Origin of the sequence: Corynebacterium hindlerae (genome assembly GCF_014117265.1) — a bacterium.
In the GTDB taxonomy this organism is placed as follows: domain Bacteria; phylum Actinomycetota; class Actinomycetes; order Mycobacteriales; family Mycobacteriaceae; genus Corynebacterium; species Corynebacterium hindlerae.
In genome coordinates, this window is record NZ_CP059833.1 from 23,302 (window position 1) to 44,470 (window position 21,169).

The 21,169-nt window shown below is 58.8% G+C and carries 15 protein-coding genes, 3 rRNA genes and 2 pseudogenes; all 20 read left to right on the top strand.

The genetic code is table 11. From position 1 onward, the window contains the following. Positions 1–94 precede the first annotated feature (94 nt). The 20 genes and pseudogenes from argC (at position 95) to HW450_RS00200 (ending at position 21,162) form a co-directional block, all read left to right on the top strand. A complete protein-coding gene (argC, locus tag HW450_RS00110; RefSeq protein ID WP_182386020.1) occupies positions 95–1,129 on the top strand; it encodes an N-acetyl-gamma-glutamyl-phosphate reductase in 1,035 nt (344 codons plus the stop codon). An 11-nt stretch (positions 1,130–1,140) separates the two neighbouring features. Then, positions 1,141–2,292 (top strand): bifunctional glutamate N-acetyltransferase/amino-acid acetyltransferase ArgJ, encoded by a 1,152-nt coding sequence (gene argJ / locus HW450_RS00115; RefSeq protein ID WP_182386021.1) that lies wholly within the window; start codon positions 1,141–1,143, stop codon positions 2,290–2,292. A 10-nt stretch (positions 2,293–2,302) separates the two neighbouring features. Further along, positions 2,303–3,232: an acetylglutamate kinase gene (argB, locus tag HW450_RS00120; RefSeq protein WP_182386022.1), complete on the top strand. Its 930-nt coding sequence runs from the start codon at positions 2,303–2,305 to the stop codon at positions 3,230–3,232. Further along, complete coding sequence (locus tag HW450_RS00125; RefSeq protein WP_182386023.1) at positions 3,233–4,417, top strand: acetylornithine transaminase; 1,185 nt, start codon at positions 3,233–3,235, stop codon at positions 4,415–4,417. Next, positions 4,418–5,362: an ornithine carbamoyltransferase gene (argF, locus tag HW450_RS00130; protein ID WP_182386024.1), complete on the top strand. Its 945-nt coding sequence runs from the start codon at positions 4,418–4,420 to the stop codon at positions 5,360–5,362. Continuing rightward, complete coding sequence (locus HW450_RS00135; RefSeq protein WP_182386025.1) at positions 5,355–5,834, top strand: arginine repressor; 480 nt, start codon at positions 5,355–5,357, stop codon at positions 5,832–5,834. Before argF ends, HW450_RS00135 begins: the two co-directional genes overlap by 8 nt. A gap of 34 nt (positions 5,835–5,868) precedes the next feature. Next, the gene (locus tag HW450_RS00140; protein WP_182386026.1) at positions 5,869–7,065 is read left to right on the top strand and encodes an argininosuccinate synthase; all 1,197 of its coding nucleotides are present in this window, start codon (positions 5,869–5,871) and stop codon (positions 7,063–7,065) included. Further along, positions 7,066–8,493, top strand: a complete 1,428-nt coding sequence (gene argH, locus HW450_RS00145) for an argininosuccinate lyase (RefSeq protein ID WP_182386027.1) — start codon at positions 7,066–7,068, stop codon at positions 8,491–8,493. Positions 8,494–8,584: 91 nt separating this feature from the next. Continuing rightward, positions 8,585–9,703, top strand: coding sequence for a hypothetical protein (locus tag HW450_RS00150; RefSeq protein ID WP_182386028.1), 1,119 nt, complete (start codon positions 8,585–8,587; stop codon positions 9,701–9,703). Positions 9,704–9,876: 173 nt separating this feature from the next. Continuing rightward, a pseudogene (locus HW450_RS13015) lies at positions 9,877–10,434 on the top strand (VWA domain-containing protein); the annotation flags it as partial. An 89-nt stretch (positions 10,435–10,523) separates the two neighbouring features. Beyond that, complete coding sequence (locus HW450_RS13020; protein WP_232843279.1) at positions 10,524–11,273, top strand: vWA domain-containing protein; 750 nt, start codon at positions 10,524–10,526, stop codon at positions 11,271–11,273. A gap of 49 nt (positions 11,274–11,322) precedes the next feature. Further along, entirely contained in the window at positions 11,323–11,865 is a 543-nt protein-coding gene (locus HW450_RS00160) for a hypothetical protein (RefSeq protein ID WP_182386030.1), read from the top strand. A gap of 39 nt (positions 11,866–11,904) precedes the next feature. Further along, positions 11,905–12,084 (top strand): Trm112 family protein, encoded by a 180-nt coding sequence (locus HW450_RS00165; RefSeq protein WP_182386031.1) that lies wholly within the window; start codon positions 11,905–11,907, stop codon positions 12,082–12,084. A gap of 11 nt (positions 12,085–12,095) precedes the next feature. Next, a complete protein-coding gene (tyrS, locus tag HW450_RS00170) occupies positions 12,096–13,355 on the top strand; it encodes a tyrosine--tRNA ligase (RefSeq protein ID WP_182386032.1) in 1,260 nt (419 codons plus the stop codon). A 437-nt stretch (positions 13,356–13,792) separates the two neighbouring features. Continuing rightward, positions 13,793–15,310, top strand: a 16S ribosomal RNA gene (locus HW450_RS00175). Positions 15,311–15,652: 342 nt separating this feature from the next. Further along, positions 15,653–18,727: ribosomal RNA gene (locus tag HW450_RS00180) — 23S ribosomal RNA — on the top strand. A gap of 112 nt (positions 18,728–18,839) precedes the next feature. Then, a 5S ribosomal RNA gene (gene rrf / locus HW450_RS00185) occupies positions 18,840–18,957 on the top strand. The 16S, 23S and 5S rRNA genes sit together here, the layout of an rRNA operon. A gap of 163 nt (positions 18,958–19,120) precedes the next feature. Beyond that, positions 19,121–19,984, top strand: a pseudogene (locus tag HW450_RS00190) (tetratricopeptide repeat protein); the annotation flags it as partial. A 33-nt stretch (positions 19,985–20,017) separates the two neighbouring features. Continuing rightward, positions 20,018–21,004 carry an HAD-IIA family hydrolase gene (locus tag HW450_RS00195; RefSeq protein ID WP_182386037.1) on the top strand — a complete coding sequence of 329 codons (987 nt, stop codon included), beginning with the start codon at positions 20,018–20,020 and terminating at the stop codon, positions 21,002–21,004. Beyond that, positions 20,995–21,162: a hypothetical protein gene (locus HW450_RS00200; RefSeq protein WP_182387573.1), complete on the top strand. Its 168-nt coding sequence runs from the start codon at positions 20,995–20,997 to the stop codon at positions 21,160–21,162. Before HW450_RS00195 ends, HW450_RS00200 begins: the two co-directional genes overlap by 10 nt. Positions 21,163–21,169 lie beyond the last annotated feature (7 nt).

Below are 21,169 nucleotides of genomic sequence, written 5' to 3' on the forward strand. Positions count from 1 at the left end.
CTCCAGCGTCGTTGGTGAAGTGGCGCTCGGGAGAGCTTTCAAAAATTTCCTGCATACCTTTCATTTATGCGCATAATGTGCTATGATGGAGGGTATGACTCTTAACGTAGCTATCGCTGGGGCTTCCGGCTATGCGGGCGGCGAAATCTTGCGCCTGCTGCTGAATCACCCGGCGTATATTTCCGGTGACCTGACCATCGGCGCGCTCACAGGGGGCTCGAACGCGGGCCAGTCCCTGGGGGACTTGATGCCACACCTGCCACAGCTACGTGACCGACGCCTGGTCGATACCAACAAGGATACGCTCGCTGGCCACGACGTGGTGTTCCTCGGCCTGCCACACGGCCACTCGGCTGAGATTGCACAGCAGCTTGGTGAAGACACCGTCATCCTGGATTGCGCCGCCGATTTCCGGCTCCAAAACAGTGCTGACTGGGAGAAATTCTACGGTTCCCCACACGCTGGGATCTGGCCATACGGCATTCCAGAGATGCCAGGCCACCGCGAGCAGATCACAAACGCTAAGCACATTGCTATCCCAGGGTGCTTTCCAACCGGCGCTACGTTAGCCCTTCTCCCGGCCGTACAAGCTGGCCTGATTGAGCCGACGATCAACCTGGTGTCCATCACTGGCGTCTCTGGCGCAGGCAAGAAAGCAAACGTAGCGATGCTCGGCGCGGAAACCATGGGCAACGTCAAGGCCTATAACACCGGCGGCAAGCACCGCCACACCCCAGAAGTAATCCAGAACCTGAAAGAGGTCACGGACCAGGACGTAACCGTCAGCTTCACTCCGGTGCTTGCACCTATGCCACGCGGAATCCTCACCACCGCGACCGCACCCCTGATTTCCGATCAGGATCCACACGAGGTGTACGAGGCGTTTTACCAGAACGAACCATTCGTGGAGGTCCTGCCGGTGGGAGAGCAGCCACAAACCAAGAACGTGGTGGGATCCAACAGCGTCCACATCCAGGTGGAGGCGAACCGTGACGCGGGCGTGCTGCTGGTGACCAGTGCGATCGATAATTTGACCAAGGGCACCGCGGGGGCTGCCGTGCAGTGCATGAACTTGGCAGTTGGCTTTACTGAAACTGCAGGCCTGCCGCTTACCGGCCTGGCACCTTAAGGAGGAACGAGATGTCTATTACCACGCCACAGGGCTTCCTCGCCGCCGGTATTACCGCTGGCATTAAACCATCCGGGAACCCGGACATGGCCCTCGTCGTCAACGAAGGCCCGCACTTCGTCGCCGCCGGCGTCTTCACCCGCAACCGCGTCACGGCCGCCCCGGTCAAGCTGTCAAAGCAGGCGCTTGCCGACGGCCAGCTCCGCGCAATCGTGTACAACTCCGGCAACGCTAATGCCTGCAACGGCGCCCAAGGTGACGCGGACGCCCAGGCCACGGTGGAAGCTGTCGCTCAGCAGCTCGGCGTGCAGGTCACGGACGTTGCAGCGTGCTCTACTGGTTTGATCGGCGAACCAATGCCCATGGATCTGGTGTTGGACGGTGCCCGGAAGCTGTGTGAGAACCTTGGGGACTTCGGTAGCGCCGCGGCTGAGGCCATCATGACCACGGACACGGTGAAGAAGGAAGTGCTGGTCCAACGCGAAGGATGGCAGCTGGGTGGCATGGGCAAGGGCGTCGGTATGATGGCGCCGTCGCTGGCCACCATGCTCGTGTGCCTCACCACCGATGCCCAGGTGGACGCACACACAGCGCAGGATGCGCTGCAGAAAGCGTGCGATCTGACGTTCAATACGCTCGATATCGATGGGTCTACCTCCACCAATGACACCGTTATCTTGCTGGCAAATGGTGCGTCCGGCGTAGCCCCGAATGCGGAGGAATTCGAGCAGGCGGTGCTTGAGGCGTGCGCGGACCTGGCTGATCAGCTGCAGGGAGACGCCGAAGGCGTGACCAAGCGGGTGAATATTACCGTGCAGGGCACCAGCACGAACGACCAAGCGCTCAACGCCGCTCGCACCCTGGGGCGCGACAACCTGTTCAAGTGCGCCATGTTCGGCTCCGACCCGAACTGGGGCCGCGTGCTGGCCGCCGTGGGCATGGCCGACGCGGACATGGACCCAGACAACATTTCTGTGTTCTTCAACGGTGAGGCCGTGTGCGAGAAAACCACCGGCACGCCGGATGCCCGCAACGTCGATCTATCCGGCGCAGACATCGACGTCCTCGTGGACCTTGGCACCGGCGGTCCCGGCACTGCGATGGTGCGTACCACGGACCTGTCCCATGCATACGTTGAAATTAACTCGGCGTATTCGAGCTAGGTGATGTGCGATGACCAAACATTTGACTCCATCTGAGCGGGCCCACGTCCTCGCCGAAGCGCTACCGTGGCTGCAGCACTATCGGGACAAGATCGTGGTGGTCAAGTACGGCGGTAATGCCATGACCGACGAGTCCCTCAAAGCTGCGTTCGCCGCCGACATGGTGTTTCTCCGCACCGTGGGTGTGAAGCCGGTGGTCGTCCATGGCGGGGGACCACAGATCTCCTCGATGCTGAGCCGCCTTGGACTGGATGGCGAGTTCAAGGGCGGTTTCCGCGTCACCACCCCAGAGGTGATGGAAGTGGTACGCATGGTGCTCTTTGGGCAGGTGGGGCGTGACCTGGTCAACCTCATCAACTCGCACGGCCCCTACGCTGTGGGTACTTCGGGGGAAGATGGCGGGCTGTTCCGCGCGGAAAAGCGCCTGGTTGAGGTAGACGGGGAGCTCACGGACATCGGGCTGGTGGGCAACATCACCGAGGTCAATGCAGACACGATCCGGGATATCATCGACGCCGGCCGTATCCCGGTAGTCTCCACCGTTGCCCCCGGCGAGGACGGCGAGGTTTACAACATCAACGCCGACACCGCCGCCGGCGCGTTAGCAGGGGCGCTCGGGGCCGAGCGCCTCGTCATCTTGACCAACGTCGAGGGCCTCTACACGGATTGGCCGAACAAAGACTCGCTGGTGTCCGCGATTAAGTCCTCCAAGCTGCGGGAGATTCTGCCAGAGCTGGACTCGGGCATGATCCCGAAGATGGAGTCCTGCTTGTCTGCCGTTGATATGGGCGTGGTGGCGTCACACGTGATTGACGGACGCATCGCCCACTCAGTGCTGCTCGAACTGCTTACTATGGGCGGCATCGGCACGATGGTGCTGCCTGACGGCTATGACCGTGACAATTACCCCGATGGAACCGTGTTCAGGAAGGATAAATAGATGCCACAGTGGTCACACACCCTGATGGACAATTACGGCACTCCGCCGCTGACCATCGTCTCAGGCAAGGGCGCGCAGCTTACCGACGACCACGGCCGCACCCACATTGACCTCCTCGCCGGCATTGCTGTGAATTCTCTCGGCTACGGCCACCCAGCTCTGGTGGAGGCAGTATCTGACCAGGTGGCAAACCTTGCGCACGTGTCTAACCTCTTCCAGTCCGCGCCGGTGCTCGATCTGGGAGCTGCCCTCATTGAGCGCTTCGCCGCTGGCGACGCCATCCTGGCGGACGACACCCGCGTGTTCTTCTGCAACTCTGGAGCTGAGGCTAACGAAGCTGCTTTCAAGCTTGCTCGCTTGACTGGGAAGCGTCGAATCCTTGCGGCCGAGCACGGCTTCCACGGCCGGACCATGGGCTCTTTGGCCCTCACCGGCCAGCCCGACAAGCGGAAAGCCTTCGAGCCGCTGCCAACCGGAGCGGAGTTCTTCCCCTACGGCGATGTTGATTACCTGCGCAAGCTGGTAGAGATCAACCCGAGCGATGTCGCGGCGATCATCGTGGAGCCGATTCAGGGCGAAACTGGCGTTATCCCGGCCCCGGGCGGCTTTTTGAAGGCGGTGCGCGAGATCTGTGATGAACACGAGATTCTGTTCATCGTCGATGAGGTGCAAACCGGTATTGGCCGCACGGGCGATTTCTTCGCCCACCAGCACGATGGCGTCATCCCCGATGTGGTCACGATGGCCAAAGGCCTCGGTGGTGGCCTGCCAATCGGCGCCTGCCTCGCCCACGGCGCTGCGGCGCAACTGTTCACCCCTGGTTCCCACGGCACCACCTTCGGCGGCAATCCTGTCTCTTGCGCAGCCGGAAACGTGGTGCTGTCCGTGATTGACGACAACTTCTGCGCGGATGTCAAGCGCAAGGGCGCAGCGTTAGCAGGGCAGGTCGCGCAGCTGCCCCAGGTCGATCATGTCCGGGGTCGTGGCCTCATGCTGGGCGTGGTCCTCAAGGGGGAGTGGGCGAAACAAGCCGTGGCGAAATCGCCGGAGTACGGGGTGATTGTGAACGCGCCGTCGGCAAGCGTGCTGCGTTTGACCCCACCGCTGATCATCAGCGACGAAGAAATCGAAGCCGCTGTGCAGCGCATCGGTGAGCTGCTGGCAGACGTTGAAAAGGAGTCCTAGATGGTTCGTCACTTTCTCGCCGACGATGACCTCACCCCAGCAGAGCAGGCGGAAGTCCTGGCCCTCGCGGCTGAGCTTAAACGCGCGCCCTATTCGCGCGACACCTTCGCTGGCCCGCAGTCAGTGGCGGTGCTGTTTGATAAGACGTCGACCCGCACGCGGTTTTCCTTTGATGCGGGTATCGCGCACCTCGGCGGACATGCCATCGTGACCGACTCCGGCAGCTCCCAAATGGGTAAGGGGGAGTCCTACCAGGACACGGGCGCCGTACTTTCTCGCTTTGTGTCTGCGATCGTGTGGCGTACCTACGCCCATTCCAATTTGGAAGCGATGGCCGAGACCGCGGCGGTGCCGATCGTCAACGCACTCTCCGATGACCTGCACCCCTGCCAGATCCTCGCTGATCTGCAAACCTGTATCGAAAACCTCTGCCCAGATGAAGGCCCAGCAGGACTGAAGGGCAAGAAGGCCGTCTACCTTGGCGACGGCGACAACAACATGGCTAACTCCTACCTCATCGGTTTCGCCACCGCAGGCATGGACATCGCCATCTGTGCTCCGCAGGATTTCCAGCCCAAGCCGGAGTTCGTGGAGCGCGCGCAGAAGCGGGCCACTGAGACGGGCGCTACCGTGACCGTCACGGATTCCTTGGACGTGGTCAACGGTGCTGACGTGGTCATCACTGATACCTGGGTATCCATGGGGATGGAAAACGACGGCCTGGATCGGCGCACCCCATTCCTGCCATACCAAGTAAACGAGGACGTGATGCAGCGCGCAAAACAGACTGCGGTATTCTTGCACTGCCTGCCTGCATACCGGGGTAATGAAGTGACCGCTGAGGTCATTGACGGCCCGCAGTCACGCGTTTTCGACGAAGCCGAGAACCGCCTACACGCGCAAAAAGCGCTGTTGGTGTGGCTCATGGAGCATCAACATGACTAATCCTGTAACTCGAACTGCCCGCCAAGCGCGCATCCTGGAGATCCTGGAACGCTACCGTGTCTCCAGTCAGGTGCAGCTATCTGAACTTCTTCTCGACGAAGGCATCGACATCACCCAAGCCACGCTCTCCCGCGACTTGGATGAACTCGGCGCCAAAAAGGTACGCCCGGACGGCGGGCGAGCCTTCTACGCCGTGGGGCTTGTCGACGGCCAACGCATCGAGCAACCCCGTGGCCCACAGGAGAAACTCCGCCGCATGCTCGATGATCTCCTGGTCTCCGTGGATCACACCGGAAACATAGCTGTGCTGCGCACCCCGCCCGGGGCAGCCCAATACCTCGCTAGCTTCATCGACCGCGTGGGCATGAACGAAGTTGTCGGTACCATCGCAGGTGATGACACCGTCTTCGTGTTGGCCCGCGAACCGATGACTGGCAAAGAACTCGGCGAACTGTTCAGCCGCCGCGCATAACGAAAACCACAAACACTTGAGGAGCACTTGTTAAATGTCTAATCGCGTAGTTCTCGCATATTCCGGCGGCCTCGACACCTCTGTCGCGATCCCTTACCTTGCCAAGATGACCGGCGGCGAAGTCATTGCTGTGTCCCTCGACCTCGGCCAGGGCGGCGAGGACATGGAGTCCGTACGTCAGCGCGCCCTGGACTGTGGCGCTGTTGAGTCCATCGTCATTGACGCCAAGGACGAGTTCGCCAACGACTACTGCCTGCCAACCATCAAGGCCAACGGCATGTACATGAAGCAGTACCCACTGGTATCTGCAATTTCCCGCCCGCTGATCGTCAAGCACCTGATCAAGGCTGCCCAGGAGCACGGCGGCACCCACGTCTCCCACGGCTGCACCGGTAAGGGCAATGACCAGGTCCGTTTCGAGGTCGGTTTCCGCGCCCTGGACCCATCCCTGGAAATCATCGCCCCTGCCCGTGACTACGCCTGGACCCGCGACAAGGCCATCGCCTTCGCTGAGGAAATCAACCTGCCCATCGAGCAGTCCAAGAAGTCCCCATTCTCCATCGACCAGAACGTGTGGGGCCGCGCCGTGGAAACCGGCTTCCTGGAGGACCTGTGGAACCCACCAACGAAGGACCTCTACGCTTACACCGAGGATCCAGCGCTCGGCAACGCTCCTGACGAGCTCATCATTTCCTTCGACGGTGGCAAGCCAGTGGCCATCGACGGCCGCCCGGTCACCGTCCTCGAAGCCATCGAAGAGCTGAACCGTCGCGGTGGTGCCCAGGGCGTCGGCCGCCTGGACATGGTCGAGGACCGCCTCGTCGGCATCAAGTCCCGCGAAATTTACGAGGCCCCCGGCGCCATGATCCTCATCGCAGCGCACGAGGCGATGGAGGACGTCACCGTGGAGCGCGAGCTCGGCCGCTACAAGCGCCTTGTCGACGCCCGCTGGTCCGAGGAAGTCTACGACGGCCTGTGGTTCGGCCAGCTGAAGAAGTCCCTGGACGCCTTCATCGAGTCTACCCAGGAACACGTTTCCGGCGACATCCGCGTCGTGCTGCATGCCGGCAAGATTGTGGTCAACGGACGCCGTTCCAACCACTCCTTGTACGACTTCAACCTCGCCACTTACGACACTGGCGACACCTTCGACCAGACCGCGGCTAAGGGCTTCGTCCAGCTGCACGGCCTGTCCACCCAGATCGCTAACAAGCGCGACCGCGAGGCATAAATGGCTGGCACCAACGAAGGCGCCCTCTGGGGAGGCCGCTTCTCCGGCGGTCCCTCTGAGGCGATGTTCGCCCTATCTGTATCCACGCACTTCGACTGGGTGCTGGCGCCCTATGACGTGCTCGCTTCCAAAGCTCACGCGCGAGTGTTGCACAAGGCAGGCTTGCTTTCCGACGCCGACCTGGACACCATGCTCTCCGGTCTGGATCAGCTTGGTGCAGCGGTAGCGTCCGGCGAGTTTAAGCCACTGCCCACCGACGAGGATGTCCACGGTGCGATGGAACGTGGCCTGATCGACATCGTCGGCTCCGAGGTCGGCGGGCGTCTCCGCGCGGGCCGCTCCCGAAACGACCAGGTGGCGACCCTGTTCCGCATGTGGGTGCGCGACGCCATCCGATCCGTGGCCTTCCAGGTCACTGAGTTGGTGGATGCACTCGTGGCTCAAGCTGCCGCGCACCCAACCGCGATCATGCCCGGCAAGACCCACTCCCAGGCGGCGCAGCCGGTCCTGCTGGCACACCAGCTGCTGGCACACGCGCAGCCACTGCTGCGTGATCTGCAGCGCATCCAAGACCTGGACAAGCGCCTGGCAGTGTCGCCTTACGGCTCGGGCGCGTTGGCTGGATCGTCGCTGTCCCTGGACCCAGAGGCTATCGCTGCTGAGCTCGGCTTCGACTCCGCTTGCGACAACTCCATCGATGGCACCTCCTCCCGCGATTTCGCCGCGGAGACCGCCTTCGTGCTGGCTCAGATCGCGGTGGATATGTCTCGCCTGGCCGAGGAGATCATCTACTGGTGCACCCCAGAGTACGGCTACGTCACGCTTGCCGACGCCTGGTCCACCGGTTCCTCCATCATGCCGCAGAAGAAGAACCCGGACGTTGCAGAGCTGACCCGTGGCAAGACGGGTCGCTTGATCGGTAACCTCGCCGGCCTGCTTGCAACGCTCAAGGCGCAGCCGCTGGCCTACAACCGCGACCTGCAGGAGGACAAGGAGCCCATCGTGGACTCCTTCGCGCAGCTCAACCTGCTCCTTCCTGCTATGACGGGGCTGGTGTCCACGCTGACCTTCCACGAGGAGCGGATGCTGGAGCTAGCGCCAGCCGGTTTCACTCTGGCCACCGACCTCGCCGAGTGGATGGTTCGTGAAGGCGTGCCGTTCCGTCAAGCCCATGAGGCTTCTGGCGCTTGTGTGCGCCTGGCGGAGACCCGGGGCGTTGGGCTGGACGAACTGACCGATGAGGAATTGGCATCCGTTGATGTTCGCCTCACCCCGGCAGTGCGATCCGTCCTGACGGTCGAAGGGGCCGTGGCCTCGCGTGCGACGCGTGGCGGGACCGCAGGGGTGCGCGTCGTCGAGCAGCGTGACCGGGTTGCGGCTGCCGCTGCCGACTTTAAGGAGTGGGCGGGAACGCCAGTGCGTAATTAACAGCTCTTGCCCTGCGAACTTGCCAACAGGGATTTAGTATCAATTTATGGTGAGTCGTTTCGATACTAAAAAGCGATCAAGGCTGAATCCCTTGGCAGTGATACTGGCCGTGGTGTTGATCGGTGTGATCGTAGCGGCGGTCATCTTCGGGCGCGGCGGGGCAGAGAAGCTAGACGTTGCTACCGGAAATACCGAGAAGATCCGCGTGATCGCCGGGTCAGAGAAGATGGCGTTCTTCAACGACCCGGCGGTGAAGGCCCGCCTGAAAGAGCTGGGCATGACGCTGGAGGTGACACCGAGCGGCTCCCGCAAGATCTCCACGCGCCAGGATCTGAAAGAGTTCGACGCGGCTTTTCCCTCGTCAGCACCCGCAGCAGAAAAGATCGCTCGGGAAACGAGCCCGCAGGGGATGTATACGCCGTTTCACTCACCGATGGCCATCGCCACGTTCGATACGATCGTGGCTTTCCTGGAAAAACATGCCGTAGTTCAACGCGACGGCGTGTGGTACCTCGACATGGAGAAGTATCTAGCACTCGCATCCAGTGGAAAAGGTTGGCGCGACATCTCAAAGGACTTCCCATCGCCTTTAGGGATACAAATCTCCTCGACCGACGTGCGTAGCTCTAATTCGGCTGCCATGTATCTCTCCATCGCGGCGTGGGTCGCCAACGGTGGAAATGTGCCCGCCACCGACGCGGAAGTAACCAAGGCTGTGGCCAAGGTATCCCCATTGTTTACTCACCAGGGATACACCGGAGGGTCCTCTGCAGGGCCATTCGCCGAGTATCTCTCGCAGGGAATCGGGGCCCGCCCCATGGTGATGATTTACGAATCCCAGTTCCTTGGCCAGCAGATCGCAGACCCGACTGTCATTAGGCCTTCGATGCGGTTGGTCTATCTGGATCCGACGATCGCCTCACAACACACCCTGCTCGCGTATTCAGAAAATGGCGACAAACTTGGCGACGCCCTCGCCAATGACTCGACACTCCAGCGACTGGCTGCCACACACGGTTTCCGACCTAACTTGCACGGTGAATTTGAGCTCACGCTGAGCGATCACGGCATCGACACGCCACCGGCGTATCTGCCGACCGGCAACCCGCCCGACTTTGATCGACTCGAAGAGCTCATTGAAGGCGTGAGCGCGCAGTACTCCTCATCCGAACCACCAGAAGGAGCACCGGAACAATGGTCCTCAGGATGAAAGCCCTGGTTGCGGCGCTGTGTGCCTTAGCCCTCGTGGCCTGTGGCGGGGACATCCCGCAGTCGGTGAAACCAAACAGCAACGAAAAACTCGTGATCGTTGCCGCTACCGAGCTGAGGGATATGGGACCTCTTATTCAGCGCGCTAGCGCCGATCTCGGGTTTGAGATTGAAATGCAGTACCCGGACGGCACGATCGCTAACTCTGTGTCCCTCAAAGAAGGCGCTTTTGACGGAGGTTTCGACGCCACCTGGTTCGCAACCAACAAATATATCGACTTATACGGTGCGGATACCAAGCAAGGGCCGTCGACAAGCGTGGCTACCTCACCCATTGCCTTCGGCGTGCATGCCGCGAAAGCCCGCGAGCTCGGGTGGACCAACAAACAACCAACCTGGGACGACATCACCACCGCGGTTAAGGAAGGGAAATTTAGCTACGGGATGACCGACCCGGCCCGTAGTAACTCCGGGTTCTCCGCACTGGTGTCGGTGGCCACGGCAAATGCGGACACCGGAGCGGCGCTACAACTAACCGATATGCCTGGCCTCCAAGAGCCCCTCCAGTCATTTTTTGAAGGTCAAAAAATGACCGCAGGATCGAGTGGTTGGTTGGAAGATAGTTTCGTCTCGGACCCAGGACATGTGGATGCAATCATCAACTACGAGTCCGTGCTGCTGCAGATGAAGAAACAAGGCAGCACCGATATCGAGGTGGTAGTGCCCGCCGATAGAGTAGTGACCGCGGACTATCCGCTGGCGCCCCTTGCGCAGCCCCGCAGCCCCGCAGCCCGGAAGCAGCGGAGCAGACCTCGCGCCTGGTGGAATGGCTTAAAGAACACAACAAGGACATTGTCACCGACACCATGCGACGCCCCGCGGACCCGGCAGTGCAGCTGCTACCGGAACATCAGAAAAACAACCTCATCGAGCTGCCATTTCCGGCACGGCAGTCAGTGGCGGAAGACCTGTTGGACACCTTCAAAAATGAGCTGCGAGCGCCAGGACGGACCGTGTTCGTGCTTGACAAGTCCGGGTCCATGGAAGGGGATCGGATGGCAAGTCTGCACGGTATCTTGCAAGATCTCGTTGCGGGCACTGCAAAAACTCAGACCGGTCCCGTTGGGTTCCACAACCGCGAACGCATCACTGTCATCGGATTCAATAGCACGATTGATCAGCCGGTCACTACCGAATTCCGCAAAAACGACGCCACCAAGAGCAAAGAGTTAACGAACGCGATCACCAGTCTTAAACCGTACGGACAAACCGCGATTTACGACGCCCTCATCACCGCATACCGCCAATTCCAGGAAGAGCCACCAAAGGACGGCGAGATTCCCTCAATCGTGCTTATGTCCGACGGCGGCTCCAATACTGGAGCGAAATACCAAGACTTTGTCGAGTTTCACCAAACCTTAAGCCCCGAACAGCGTCGGATTCCGGTATTCGTCATTTTGTATGGTGAGGCCAATGCGAAAGAAATGGAGCAGGTGGCCACGCTGACCGGCGGGAAAACCTTCGATGCACAGGGTGGCGACCTCGGCGGTGCCTTTAAGGAGACTCGTTGATACCAGTAACTTTGGGCCAATCCTCAGCTCGCGGCGCAACCTCGTGGGCATGACGATGGCCATCGTCGCCATCGTTGTTCATCTCGTGGTGGGCCTCGGAGCCTTTTGGCCCGTGATCGCCCTGTGCTCGTGGGGGATTGGCGTCGCGCTCACCCCAAGCCCCGCGCCGCCGGCGCTCCCACCACCGCGCACGCTTGTCGACGCCATTATTGAAGCAACTGAGCACTTTCAGGATCTTGAGGTGCATGAGGCGACCGAAAAGCACCTCGGGCAACTCGAATGGACGATGGGCCAGCTCCAACGCCACATGGATGAATTAGCGGCGCAGTCCATCTTGTTGCAGACCGTCAACGAAATTGCGTTCAGCCACGTGCCGACTCTCGAAGCTGCGTACAAAGAAGTACCCGACATTGCCCGCAGAGAAGCGATGCTCGAGCTCGATGCATCCCTCAAACTCCTCAACGATGAGGCAACCAAGATCCTCAACGCCATCGTCGAGCAAAAGTTCAAAGGCCTGGAAGATCAGCGGGCGCTCCTGGAACAGAAATTCTCAGGCGTCACGCTGTACCTGGATGGCCCACAAGAGGGGTAGTGGCCTGCGTCAACTGCGTATATGCGTACAATAATCCGCATGAGTATAGATCCGAAGTTGCTGGAAGTGCTGGTGTGCCCGCAAGACAAAGGGCCACTGACGTATCTGGAGACCGAGCAGATGCTGGTCAATGAGCGACTCGGAGTGGCCTATCGCGTTGACGATGGCATCCCCGTGATGCTCGCAGACGAAGCAGTAACCTGGCCACCCGCTAATTAAGGATCTACAACATGAACATCATTGACGAACTCTCCTGGCGCGGACTCATTAACCAGTCCACCGACATCGATGCGCTCCGCGAGGCGTGCGAACAGCCCATCACCCTGTACTGCGGTTTCGATCCGACCGGTGATTCCCTGCATGCCGGGCACCTGGTGCCCATGATCATGCTGCGCCGTTTCCAGGAGGCCGGCCACCGTCCGCTCACCCTCGCCGGAGGGGCTACTGGGTTCATCGGCGACCCACGAGACGTGGGGGAGCGCACCATGCTCAGCCAGGAAACCATCGAACACAACTTGGAGGCCATTAAGAGCCAGCTCCGCCGATTCGTCTCCTTCGATGGGGATAACCCGGCGATCATGGTGAACAACGCGGACTGGACCATGAACATGTCCGTCATCGACTTCCTGCGCGATGTAGGCAAGAACTTCTCCCTGAACACCATGCTGGATCGTGACACCGTCAAACGACGCCTAGAATCCGATGGCATTTCCTACACCGAGTTCTCTTACATGCTGCTGCAGTCCAATGACTACGTGCAGCTGCGACGCGAATACGACTGCGTGCTGCAGATCGGTGGCGGTGATCAGTGGGGCAACATTGTTTCCGGTGTAGACCTCAACCGTCGCGTGGACGGCGCAAAGGTCCATGGCCTGACCGTGCCACTCGTGACCGACGCCTCTGGGCAAAAGTTCGGCAAATCTACCGGTGGTGGCAAACTGTGGCTCGACGCGGAAAAGACGTCCCCATACTCCTGGTACCAGTACTTCCTCAACGTCGGCGATTCAGTAGTGATCGACTACCTGCGCTGGTTCACCTTCCTCACCCAGGAAGAGATCGCGTTCTACGAAGAAGCTGTGGCAGAGCGCCCATTCAAGCGTGAGGCGCAACGTCGCCTTGCCCAGGAAATGACCACCCTGGTTCACGGGGCTGAGGCAACCGCCGCAGTTGAACTGGCAGCGCAGGCACTGTTCGGGCGAGCTTCGCTCGCTGAACTAGACGAGAAGACGCTCGCTGGCGCACTGTCTGAGACCACAATCTTCGAAGCTCCCGCAGATGCCACGATCGTTGATCTGCTCGTCGGGGCGGGATTGGCGGCATCCAAGGGTGATGCCCGGCGCACCATCAAGGAAGGTGGTGCCTACGTGAACAACGATCGAATTGACTCCGAAGAGTGGGCACCGTCCGACGCAGAATGGATCCACGGACAGTGGTTGGTTCTACGCAAGGGCAAGAAGAACTTTGCCGGAGCGAAGCGGGCTGAGAGTTAGCCCCAAGGTGGCGAGGAATTCCTCGCCACCTTTTGTTTTTATCCGTTTTACCTGCGGATTTGTGTTGTGGCGTGGTTGTGCGTAAATTAATCCGGGTCAGCGAGACAGGGTCTGGCTGAACGAAGTTGACATCCGGGTAAACGGGTGGTTAACTTAGAACTCCAGCCGTTGCGAGGTGATCGCAGTGTGCGTGTGTTGTTTGAGAACTCAATAGTGTGCCAAGTACTTTTATTTTTTGTTTTTTGGTTGTGTGTTGGTGCCGGCAGGCCAGGAGTGGTCTGTGTAAGCGCTTTAATACTCAATTTTTGTGGTTTTTGGTGTCTTCCTCGTCGGATGTACCAGGAACTGTTTTTTGGACAATCATCATTATTTTTGTGCTGGTTGTTTGTTTTGCTAGGTTTTTGGCTTTTCATATGGCTGATTATCATCACATGGTTTTTATGGAGAGTTTGATCCTGGCTCAGGACGAACGCTGGCGGCGTGCTTAACACATGCAAGTCGAACGGAAAGGCCCTGCTTGCAGGGTACTCGAGTGGCGAACGGGTGAGTAACACGTGGGTGATCTGCCCTGCACTTTGGGATAAGCCTGGGAAACTGGGTCTAATACCGAATATGACTCTTCTTTAGTGTGGAGAGTGGAAAGCTTTTGCGGTGTGGGATGAGCCCGCGGCCTATCAGCTTGTTGGTGGGGTAATGGCCTACCAAGGCGTCGACGGGTAGCCGGACTGAGAGGTCGATCGGCCACATTGGGACTGAGACACGGCCCAGACTCCTACGGGAGGCAGCAGTGGGGAATATTGCACAATGGGCGCAAGCCTGATGCAGCGACGCCGCGTGGGGGATGACGGCCTTCGGGTTGTAAACCTCTTTCGCTAGGGACGAAGCGTAAGTGACGGTACCTAGATAAGAAGCACCGGCTAACTACGTGCCAGCAGCCGCGGTAATACGTAGGGTGCGAGCGTTGTCCGGAATTACTGGGCGTAAAGAGCTCGTAGGTGGTTTGTCGCGTCGTCTGTGAAATACCGGGGCTTAACTTCGGAGCTGCAGGCGATACGGGCATAACTTGAGTGCTGTAGGGGAGACTGGAATTCCTGGTGTAGCGGTGAAATGCGCAGATATCAGGAGGAACACCGATGGCGAAGGCAGGTCTCTGGGCAGTAACTGACGCTGAGGAGCGAAAGCATGGGTAGCGAACAGGATTAGATACCCTGGTAGTCCATGCTGTAAACGGTGGGCGCTAGGTGTAGGGGTCTTCCACGACTTCTGTGCCGTAGCTAACGCATTAAGCGCCCCGCCTGGGGAGTACGGCCGCAAGGCTAAAACTCAAAGGAATTGACGGGGGCCCGCACAAGCGGCGGAGCATGTGGATTAATTCGATGCAACGCGAAGAACCTTACCTGGGCTTGACATATACAGGACCGGGCCAGAGATGGTCTTTCCCTTGTGGCTTGTATACAGGTGGTGCATGGTTGTCGTCAGCTCGTGTCGTGAGATGTTGGGTTAAGTCCCGCAACGAGCGCAACCCTTGTCTTATGTTGCCAGCAATTCGGTTGGGGACTCATGAGAGACTGCCGGGGTTAACTCGGAGGAAGGTGGGGATGACGTCAAATCATCATGCCCCTTATGTCCAGGGCTTCACACATGCTACAATGGTCGGTACAACGCGTCGCGAGCCTGTGAGGGTGAGCTAATCGCTGAAAGCCGGCCTCAGTTCGGATTGGGGTCTGCAACTCGACCCCATGAAGTCGGAGTCGCTAGTAATCGCAGATCAGCAACGCTGCGGTGAATACGTTCCCGGGCCTTGTACACACCGCCCGTCACGTCATGAAAGTCGGTAACACCCGAAGCCAGTGGCCCAACCTTTGTGGGGGGAGCTGTCGAAGGTGGGATCGGTGATTGGGACGAAGTCGTAACAAGGTAGCCGTACCGGAAGGTGCGGCTGGATCACCTCCTTTCTAAGGAGCTTATTTTTGTGACACGCAGTTGCGTGTTTGTGCCAGCTGAGTCGCCGTGTGTGTGGCTGTTGGTTTTATTTATCGGGTGGACGCCAGCTAGCCATCGATATGGTGGTGGTCGGCATGATCGAAAAACAGATAATTAGTGTTGGGTGTTTGGTGCGCTGTTGGGTGTCTGGGGCAGCATGTGTTGTTCCTTTTTCTGGCCTGGTGTGCTGCCACTGTTGTGGTGGTGGCTGGTGGGTTGGGTGTGTTGTGTGAGAACTGTATAGTGGACGCGAGCAATTTTTTTCATCTTTATTTTTTGTTTAGTGTTTTAGTATTGTGTGCCTTGTTTATGGTGTTTTTGTTACTTAAGGGCGCACGGTGGATGCCTTGGCAATCCAAGCCGATGAAGGACGTGTAAGGCTGCGATAAGCCTCGGGGAGTTGCCAATAGAGCGTTGATCCGAGGGTGTCCGAATGGGGAAACCTGGCTACAGTGATGTGTAGTTACCTGCCCATGAATTCATAGTGGGTTTGGGGGTTACGCGGGGAAGTGAAACATCTCAGTACCCGTAGGAGAAGAAAACAAGAGTGATTCTGCTAGTAGCGGCGAGCGAACGTGGATTTTTGGCTAAACTGCATGCGTGTGATACTCGGCAGGGGTTGCGTGTGTGGGGTTGTGGGGATGAACTTTTTCCAATACTGCCGTGTTGGTCGTGTGTTTGTGTGTGTTAGGGGAAGTGGTGTGGAAATGCCTGCCGTAGACGGTGATAGCCCGGTACCTGAAAATGCATGCTGCGTGCGTGTTTGTTTCCCGAGTAGCAGCGGGCTCGTGGAATCTGCTGTGAATCTGCCGGGACCACCCGGTAAGCCTGAATACTTGGATTGACCGATAGCGGATGAGTACCGTGAGGGAATGGTGAAAAGTACCCCGGGAGGGGAGTGAAATAGTACCTGAAACCGTGTGCTTACAATCCGTCAGAGCCTTTTTTAAGGTGATGGCGTGCCTTTTGAAGAATGAGCCTGCGAGTCAGCGGCATGTCGCGAGGTTAACCCGTGTGGGGTAGTCGTAGCGAAAGCGAATACTAACGAGTGTGTTTAGTGGCATGTCTTGGACCCGAAGCGGGGTGATCTACCCATGGCCAGTGTGAAGCAGCTGTAAGAGGTTGTGGAGGCGCGAACCCACTTAGGTTGAAAACTGAGGGGATGAGTTGTGGGTAGGGGTGAAAGGCCAATCAAACTCCGTGATAGCTGGTTCTCCCCGAAATGCATTTAGGTGCAGCGTTGTGTGTTGCTTGCTGGAGGTAGAGCTACTGGTTGGTTTAGCGGGACTATCATCTTAGCGACGTCAGCCAAACTCCGAATGCCGGTTTAAGTTAGCGCAGCAGTGAGACTGCGGGGGATAAGCTTCGTAGTCGAGAGGGAAACAGCCCAGATCGCCGGTTAAGGTCCCTAAGAGTGTACTAAGTGGAAAAGGATGTGGGATCGCTTAGACAGCCAGGAGGTTGGCTTAGAAGCAGCCATCCTTGAAAGAGTGCGTAATAGCTCACTGGTCGAGTGGTTCTGCGCCGACAATGTAGTGGGGCTCAAGTACACCACCGAAGCCGCGGCAAGCAATGTTTGTTGTTTGGGTAGGGGAGCGTCGTGCACGTGTGGAAGCGCCCGGGTGACCGTGGTGTGGAGTGTGTGCGAGTGAGAATGCAGGCATGAGTAACGATTGATAAGTGAGAATCTTATCCGCCGGATGACTAAGGGTTCCTGGGTCAAGTTCGTCTTCCCAGGGTGAGTCGGGGCCTAAGGCGAGGCCGACAGGCGTAGTCGATGGATAACGGGTTGATATTCCCGTACCCGAGTGTGTGCGACCATGGTGAATCAGTGATACTAACCGCCCTGATCGTCGTCTGCGTCCTTTGGGATGTGGTTGGTGTGATGCGTGGGGCCTGATCTGGTAGTAGCTAAGTGATGGGGTGACGCAGTGAGGTAGCCGAGCCACTTATTGGATTGTGGTGTAAGCGTGTAGCCTGTGGCCTAGGTAAATCCGGGACCACGTTTTGGGTGAGGCGTGATGCGTAGACCTTTGTTGGTTGATGTTGGTGATCCTGTGCTGTCGAGAAAAGCCTCTAGCGATGTGCATATTCGGCCCGTACCCGAAACCGACACAGGTAGTCAGGTAGAGAATACTAAGGCGTTCGGGTGAACTGTGGTTAAGGAACTCGGCAAAATGCCCCCGTAACTTCGGGAGAAGGGGGGCCATGGCTGGTGATCGTCTTTTCGGTGTGAGCTGGTTGTGGTCGCAGAGAATAGAGGGAAGCGACTGTTTATTAAAAACACAGGTCCGTGCGAAGACGGTGAAGTCGATGTATACGGACTGACGCCTGCCCGGTGCTGGAAGGTTAAGAGGACCTGTTAGGTAGTAATACCGAAGCGGAGAATTTAAGCCCCAGTAAACGGCGGTGGTAACTATAACCATCCTAAGGTAGCGAAATTCCTTGTCGGGTAAGTTCCGACCTGCACGAATGGCGTAACGACTTCCCTGCTGTCTCAACCACAGGCCCGGTGAAATTGCAGTACGAGTAAAGATGCTCGTTACGCGCGGCAGGACGAAAAGACCCCGGGACCTTCACTATAGCTTGGTATTGGTGTTTGGTGCGGTTTGTGTAGGATAGGTGGGAGACTGTGATGCAGCGTCGCTAGGTGTTGTTGAGTCGTTGTTGAAATACCACTCTGATCGTAGTAGATACCTTGAACCTCGGCCCATGATCTGGGTTAGGGACAGTGCCTGGTGGGTAGTTTAACTGGGGCGGTTGCCTCCTAAAGAGTAACGGAGGCGCCCAAAGGTTCCCTCAGCCTGGTTGGCAATCAGGTGGTGAGTGTAAGTGCACAAGGGAGCTTGACTGTGAGACTGACAGGTCGAGCAGGGACGAAAGTCGGGACTAGTGATCCGGCACCTACTTGTGGATGTGGTGTCGCTCAACGGATAAAAGGTACCCCGGGGATAACAGGCTGATCTTCCCCAAGAGTCCATATCGACGGGATGGTTTGGCACCTCGATGTCGGCTCGTCGCATCCTGGGGCTGGAGTAGGTCCCAAGGGTTGGGCTGTTCGCCCATTAAAGCGGCACGCGAGCTGGGTTTAGAACGTCGTGAGACAGTTCGGTCTCTATCCGCCGCGCGCGTGGAAACTTGAGAAAGGCTGTCCCTAGTACGAGAGGACCGGGACGGACGTACCTCTGGTGTGCCAGTTGTACCGCCAGGTGCATGGCTGGTTGGCTACGTACGGAAGGGATAACCGCTGAAAGCATCTAAGCGGGAAGCCTGTTTTGAGATAAGGTTTCTTTTGAGGTTCCCTCTAGATTAGGGGGTTGATAGGCCAGATCTGGAAGCGCTGTAAGGTGTGGAGGTGACTGGTACTAATTGGCCGATAATGAAAACACCTGCCTTTGGGTGCACATGTAGTGCTAAACGTTGGGTGGAAATTAAGTGTTGTTCGTGTTCATTGTGCAGTGTCTGACGCAGCACACGGTGTGTGTTTGTGTTGTTGGTTGTGTCGGTGGTTGTTAGCGTGAGGGAAACGCCCGGTCCCATTCCGAACCCGGAAGCTAAGCCTTGCTGCGCCGATGGTACTGCACCTGGGAGGGTGTGGGAGAGTAGGTCACTGCCGGCCTAAAAACTTCAAACTTATCAGGGGTGTGCTTGGAACAATTTAGGTTCCCAGCACACCCCTGATTTTTGCATTGCGTAACAAACTAGAGTTTTATAGTTCATAGTGAATTTCGTAACAGACGATATAAAGAGGTCTTCACATGGTCGAAAATAATCGCAACGGTGGCCACAAACGCGGTGAAGGCCCACGCCGCGGCAACGGGAAAATCAAACCCCGCGGCGACAAGAAGTGGAACAATGAGCGTCGGGAAGGCGGGCACGGCAAGCGTCGCCACTCGCAACGTGGCGGAGCCGGCCGGAATGACGGCAAGTTCCACGCTGGCCCTAACCGTGCTGGTTTCCGCGAAGAACGCATGGAAAGTCGGCAACAGCACCCGGACATCCCGAGTGACATCGACGTTCACGACCTGGACCCCTCCGTGCTGCAGGATCTGCGGAGCCTCGCGAAGGATAACGCCGACGCCGTAGCCAAGCACATGATCATGGCGGCTACGTGGATGGCCGACGATCCGAAACTTGCGCTTCGGCACGCCCGCGCCGCCAAAGACCGTGGCGGTCGCGTTTCTGTCGTACGGGAAACCGCCGGCATCGCCGCTTACCACGCTGGTGAGTGGAAAGAAGCCCTTGCCGAGCTCCGCGCCGCCAAGCGGATGAGCGGTGGCCCTGGTCTGGTCGCAGTGATGGCTGACTGTGAACGCGCACTCGGAAAGCCAGAAAAAGCCCTCGAACTGGCGCGCGAAGTTAATCCTCAGGAACTCGATGAGGAAACCCGTATCGAACTCGCTATTGTCGCAGCTGGTGCACGCCATGACCTAGGCCAGCACGAAGCGGCCTTCGTGGAGCTGTCCAAGGTGGATCCACGCGCCGATGCGGAGGGCATGAGCGCTTCCCGCCTCATGTACGCCTACGCCGACGCGCTGCTGGCAGTGGGGCGGAAAGACGAGGCCAAGCAGTGGTTTGAGCATGCGCAACGCGCAGATGTCGACGGATTCCTAGACACTAAGGATCGTCTCAAGGAGCTGTCGTAACTTCGTCCCGCCCTGTGCGTTAAAGTTGGTGGCATGACTGTTGCCACCGCGTACGACGCCCTACTGCTTGACCTCGACGGCACCATCTGGGAAGGGGGCCGGGCGATTCCCGGCGCCGTTGAAGCTGTCTCCGCTTGCGGGCTACCGGCCATGTACGTGACCAACAACGCCTCTAAAGCGCCGAAGGTGGTAGCGAACCAACTCACTGCGCTAGGCCTGGCAGCAACCGCTGACGCGGTGATGACCTCCGCCCAAGCAGCGGTCCTCATGGCACAGCAGTGCTGCGAACCAGGGGCCACCGTGCTAGTGCTGGGCACCACCTCGTTCCAGGAACTCGCCCGCGAAGCAGGTTTCACCGTGACCACCACCGCAGATGATCGCCCGGTGGCGGTATTACACGGGCATAACCCGGAAACCGGGTGGGCTGAGCTTTCCGAAGCTGCGCTCGCCATTCGAGGCGGCGCCACCTACCTTGCCTCTAACCTGGACAGCACTCTTCCCATGGAGCGGGGGCTTCATGTCGGCAACGGCTCCATGGTCGCCGCCGTCGTGAACGCTACTGGGGTATCGCCACGTTCCGCCGGAAAACCGGAACCAGAGATGTTCCATCTGGCTGCAGAAAAGCTGCAGGCTCAGCGTCCACTGGCGGTCGGTGACCGCCTCGACACCGACATCGCTGGTGGCATCGCCGCAGGGATGGATACGCTCCAGGTCATCACGGGTGTGAGCGGACACCGCGATATTCTCAACGCCCCGCCCGCGCAGCGCGCCACAATGATTGCCGAAGACATGACCGCCCTGTTCGCGGCAGCCGATACGCTGCGGCCTGGCCCACAAGGCGGGTTCCACGCCGAACTTAGCGGGACCACCCTCACGGTAAGCGGCGGAGCCGAAGATAGTACCTCCATCCAGGCGTTTCGCGCCGCCCTGTCCGCAGCGTGGGCTGCTCAAGACACGCTCGTGGACGAGATTGTGGCGGTCGGGGACGTCGCTAAGCAGGCGGTGGCACAGTGGCGGTAGGAGCCCCTATCCCGCGCGACCCGCGGCAACCAAAAATCACCCCGGCGCAGCTTGACGACGCGGTGGCCGAAGTCCTCAGCGAACCCGCCGCTACAGTGCAAGAGGAAGCAGAGCAGCTAGCCCGCGCTCACGACATCGTGCACGAAGCACTCCAATAACGGCCCA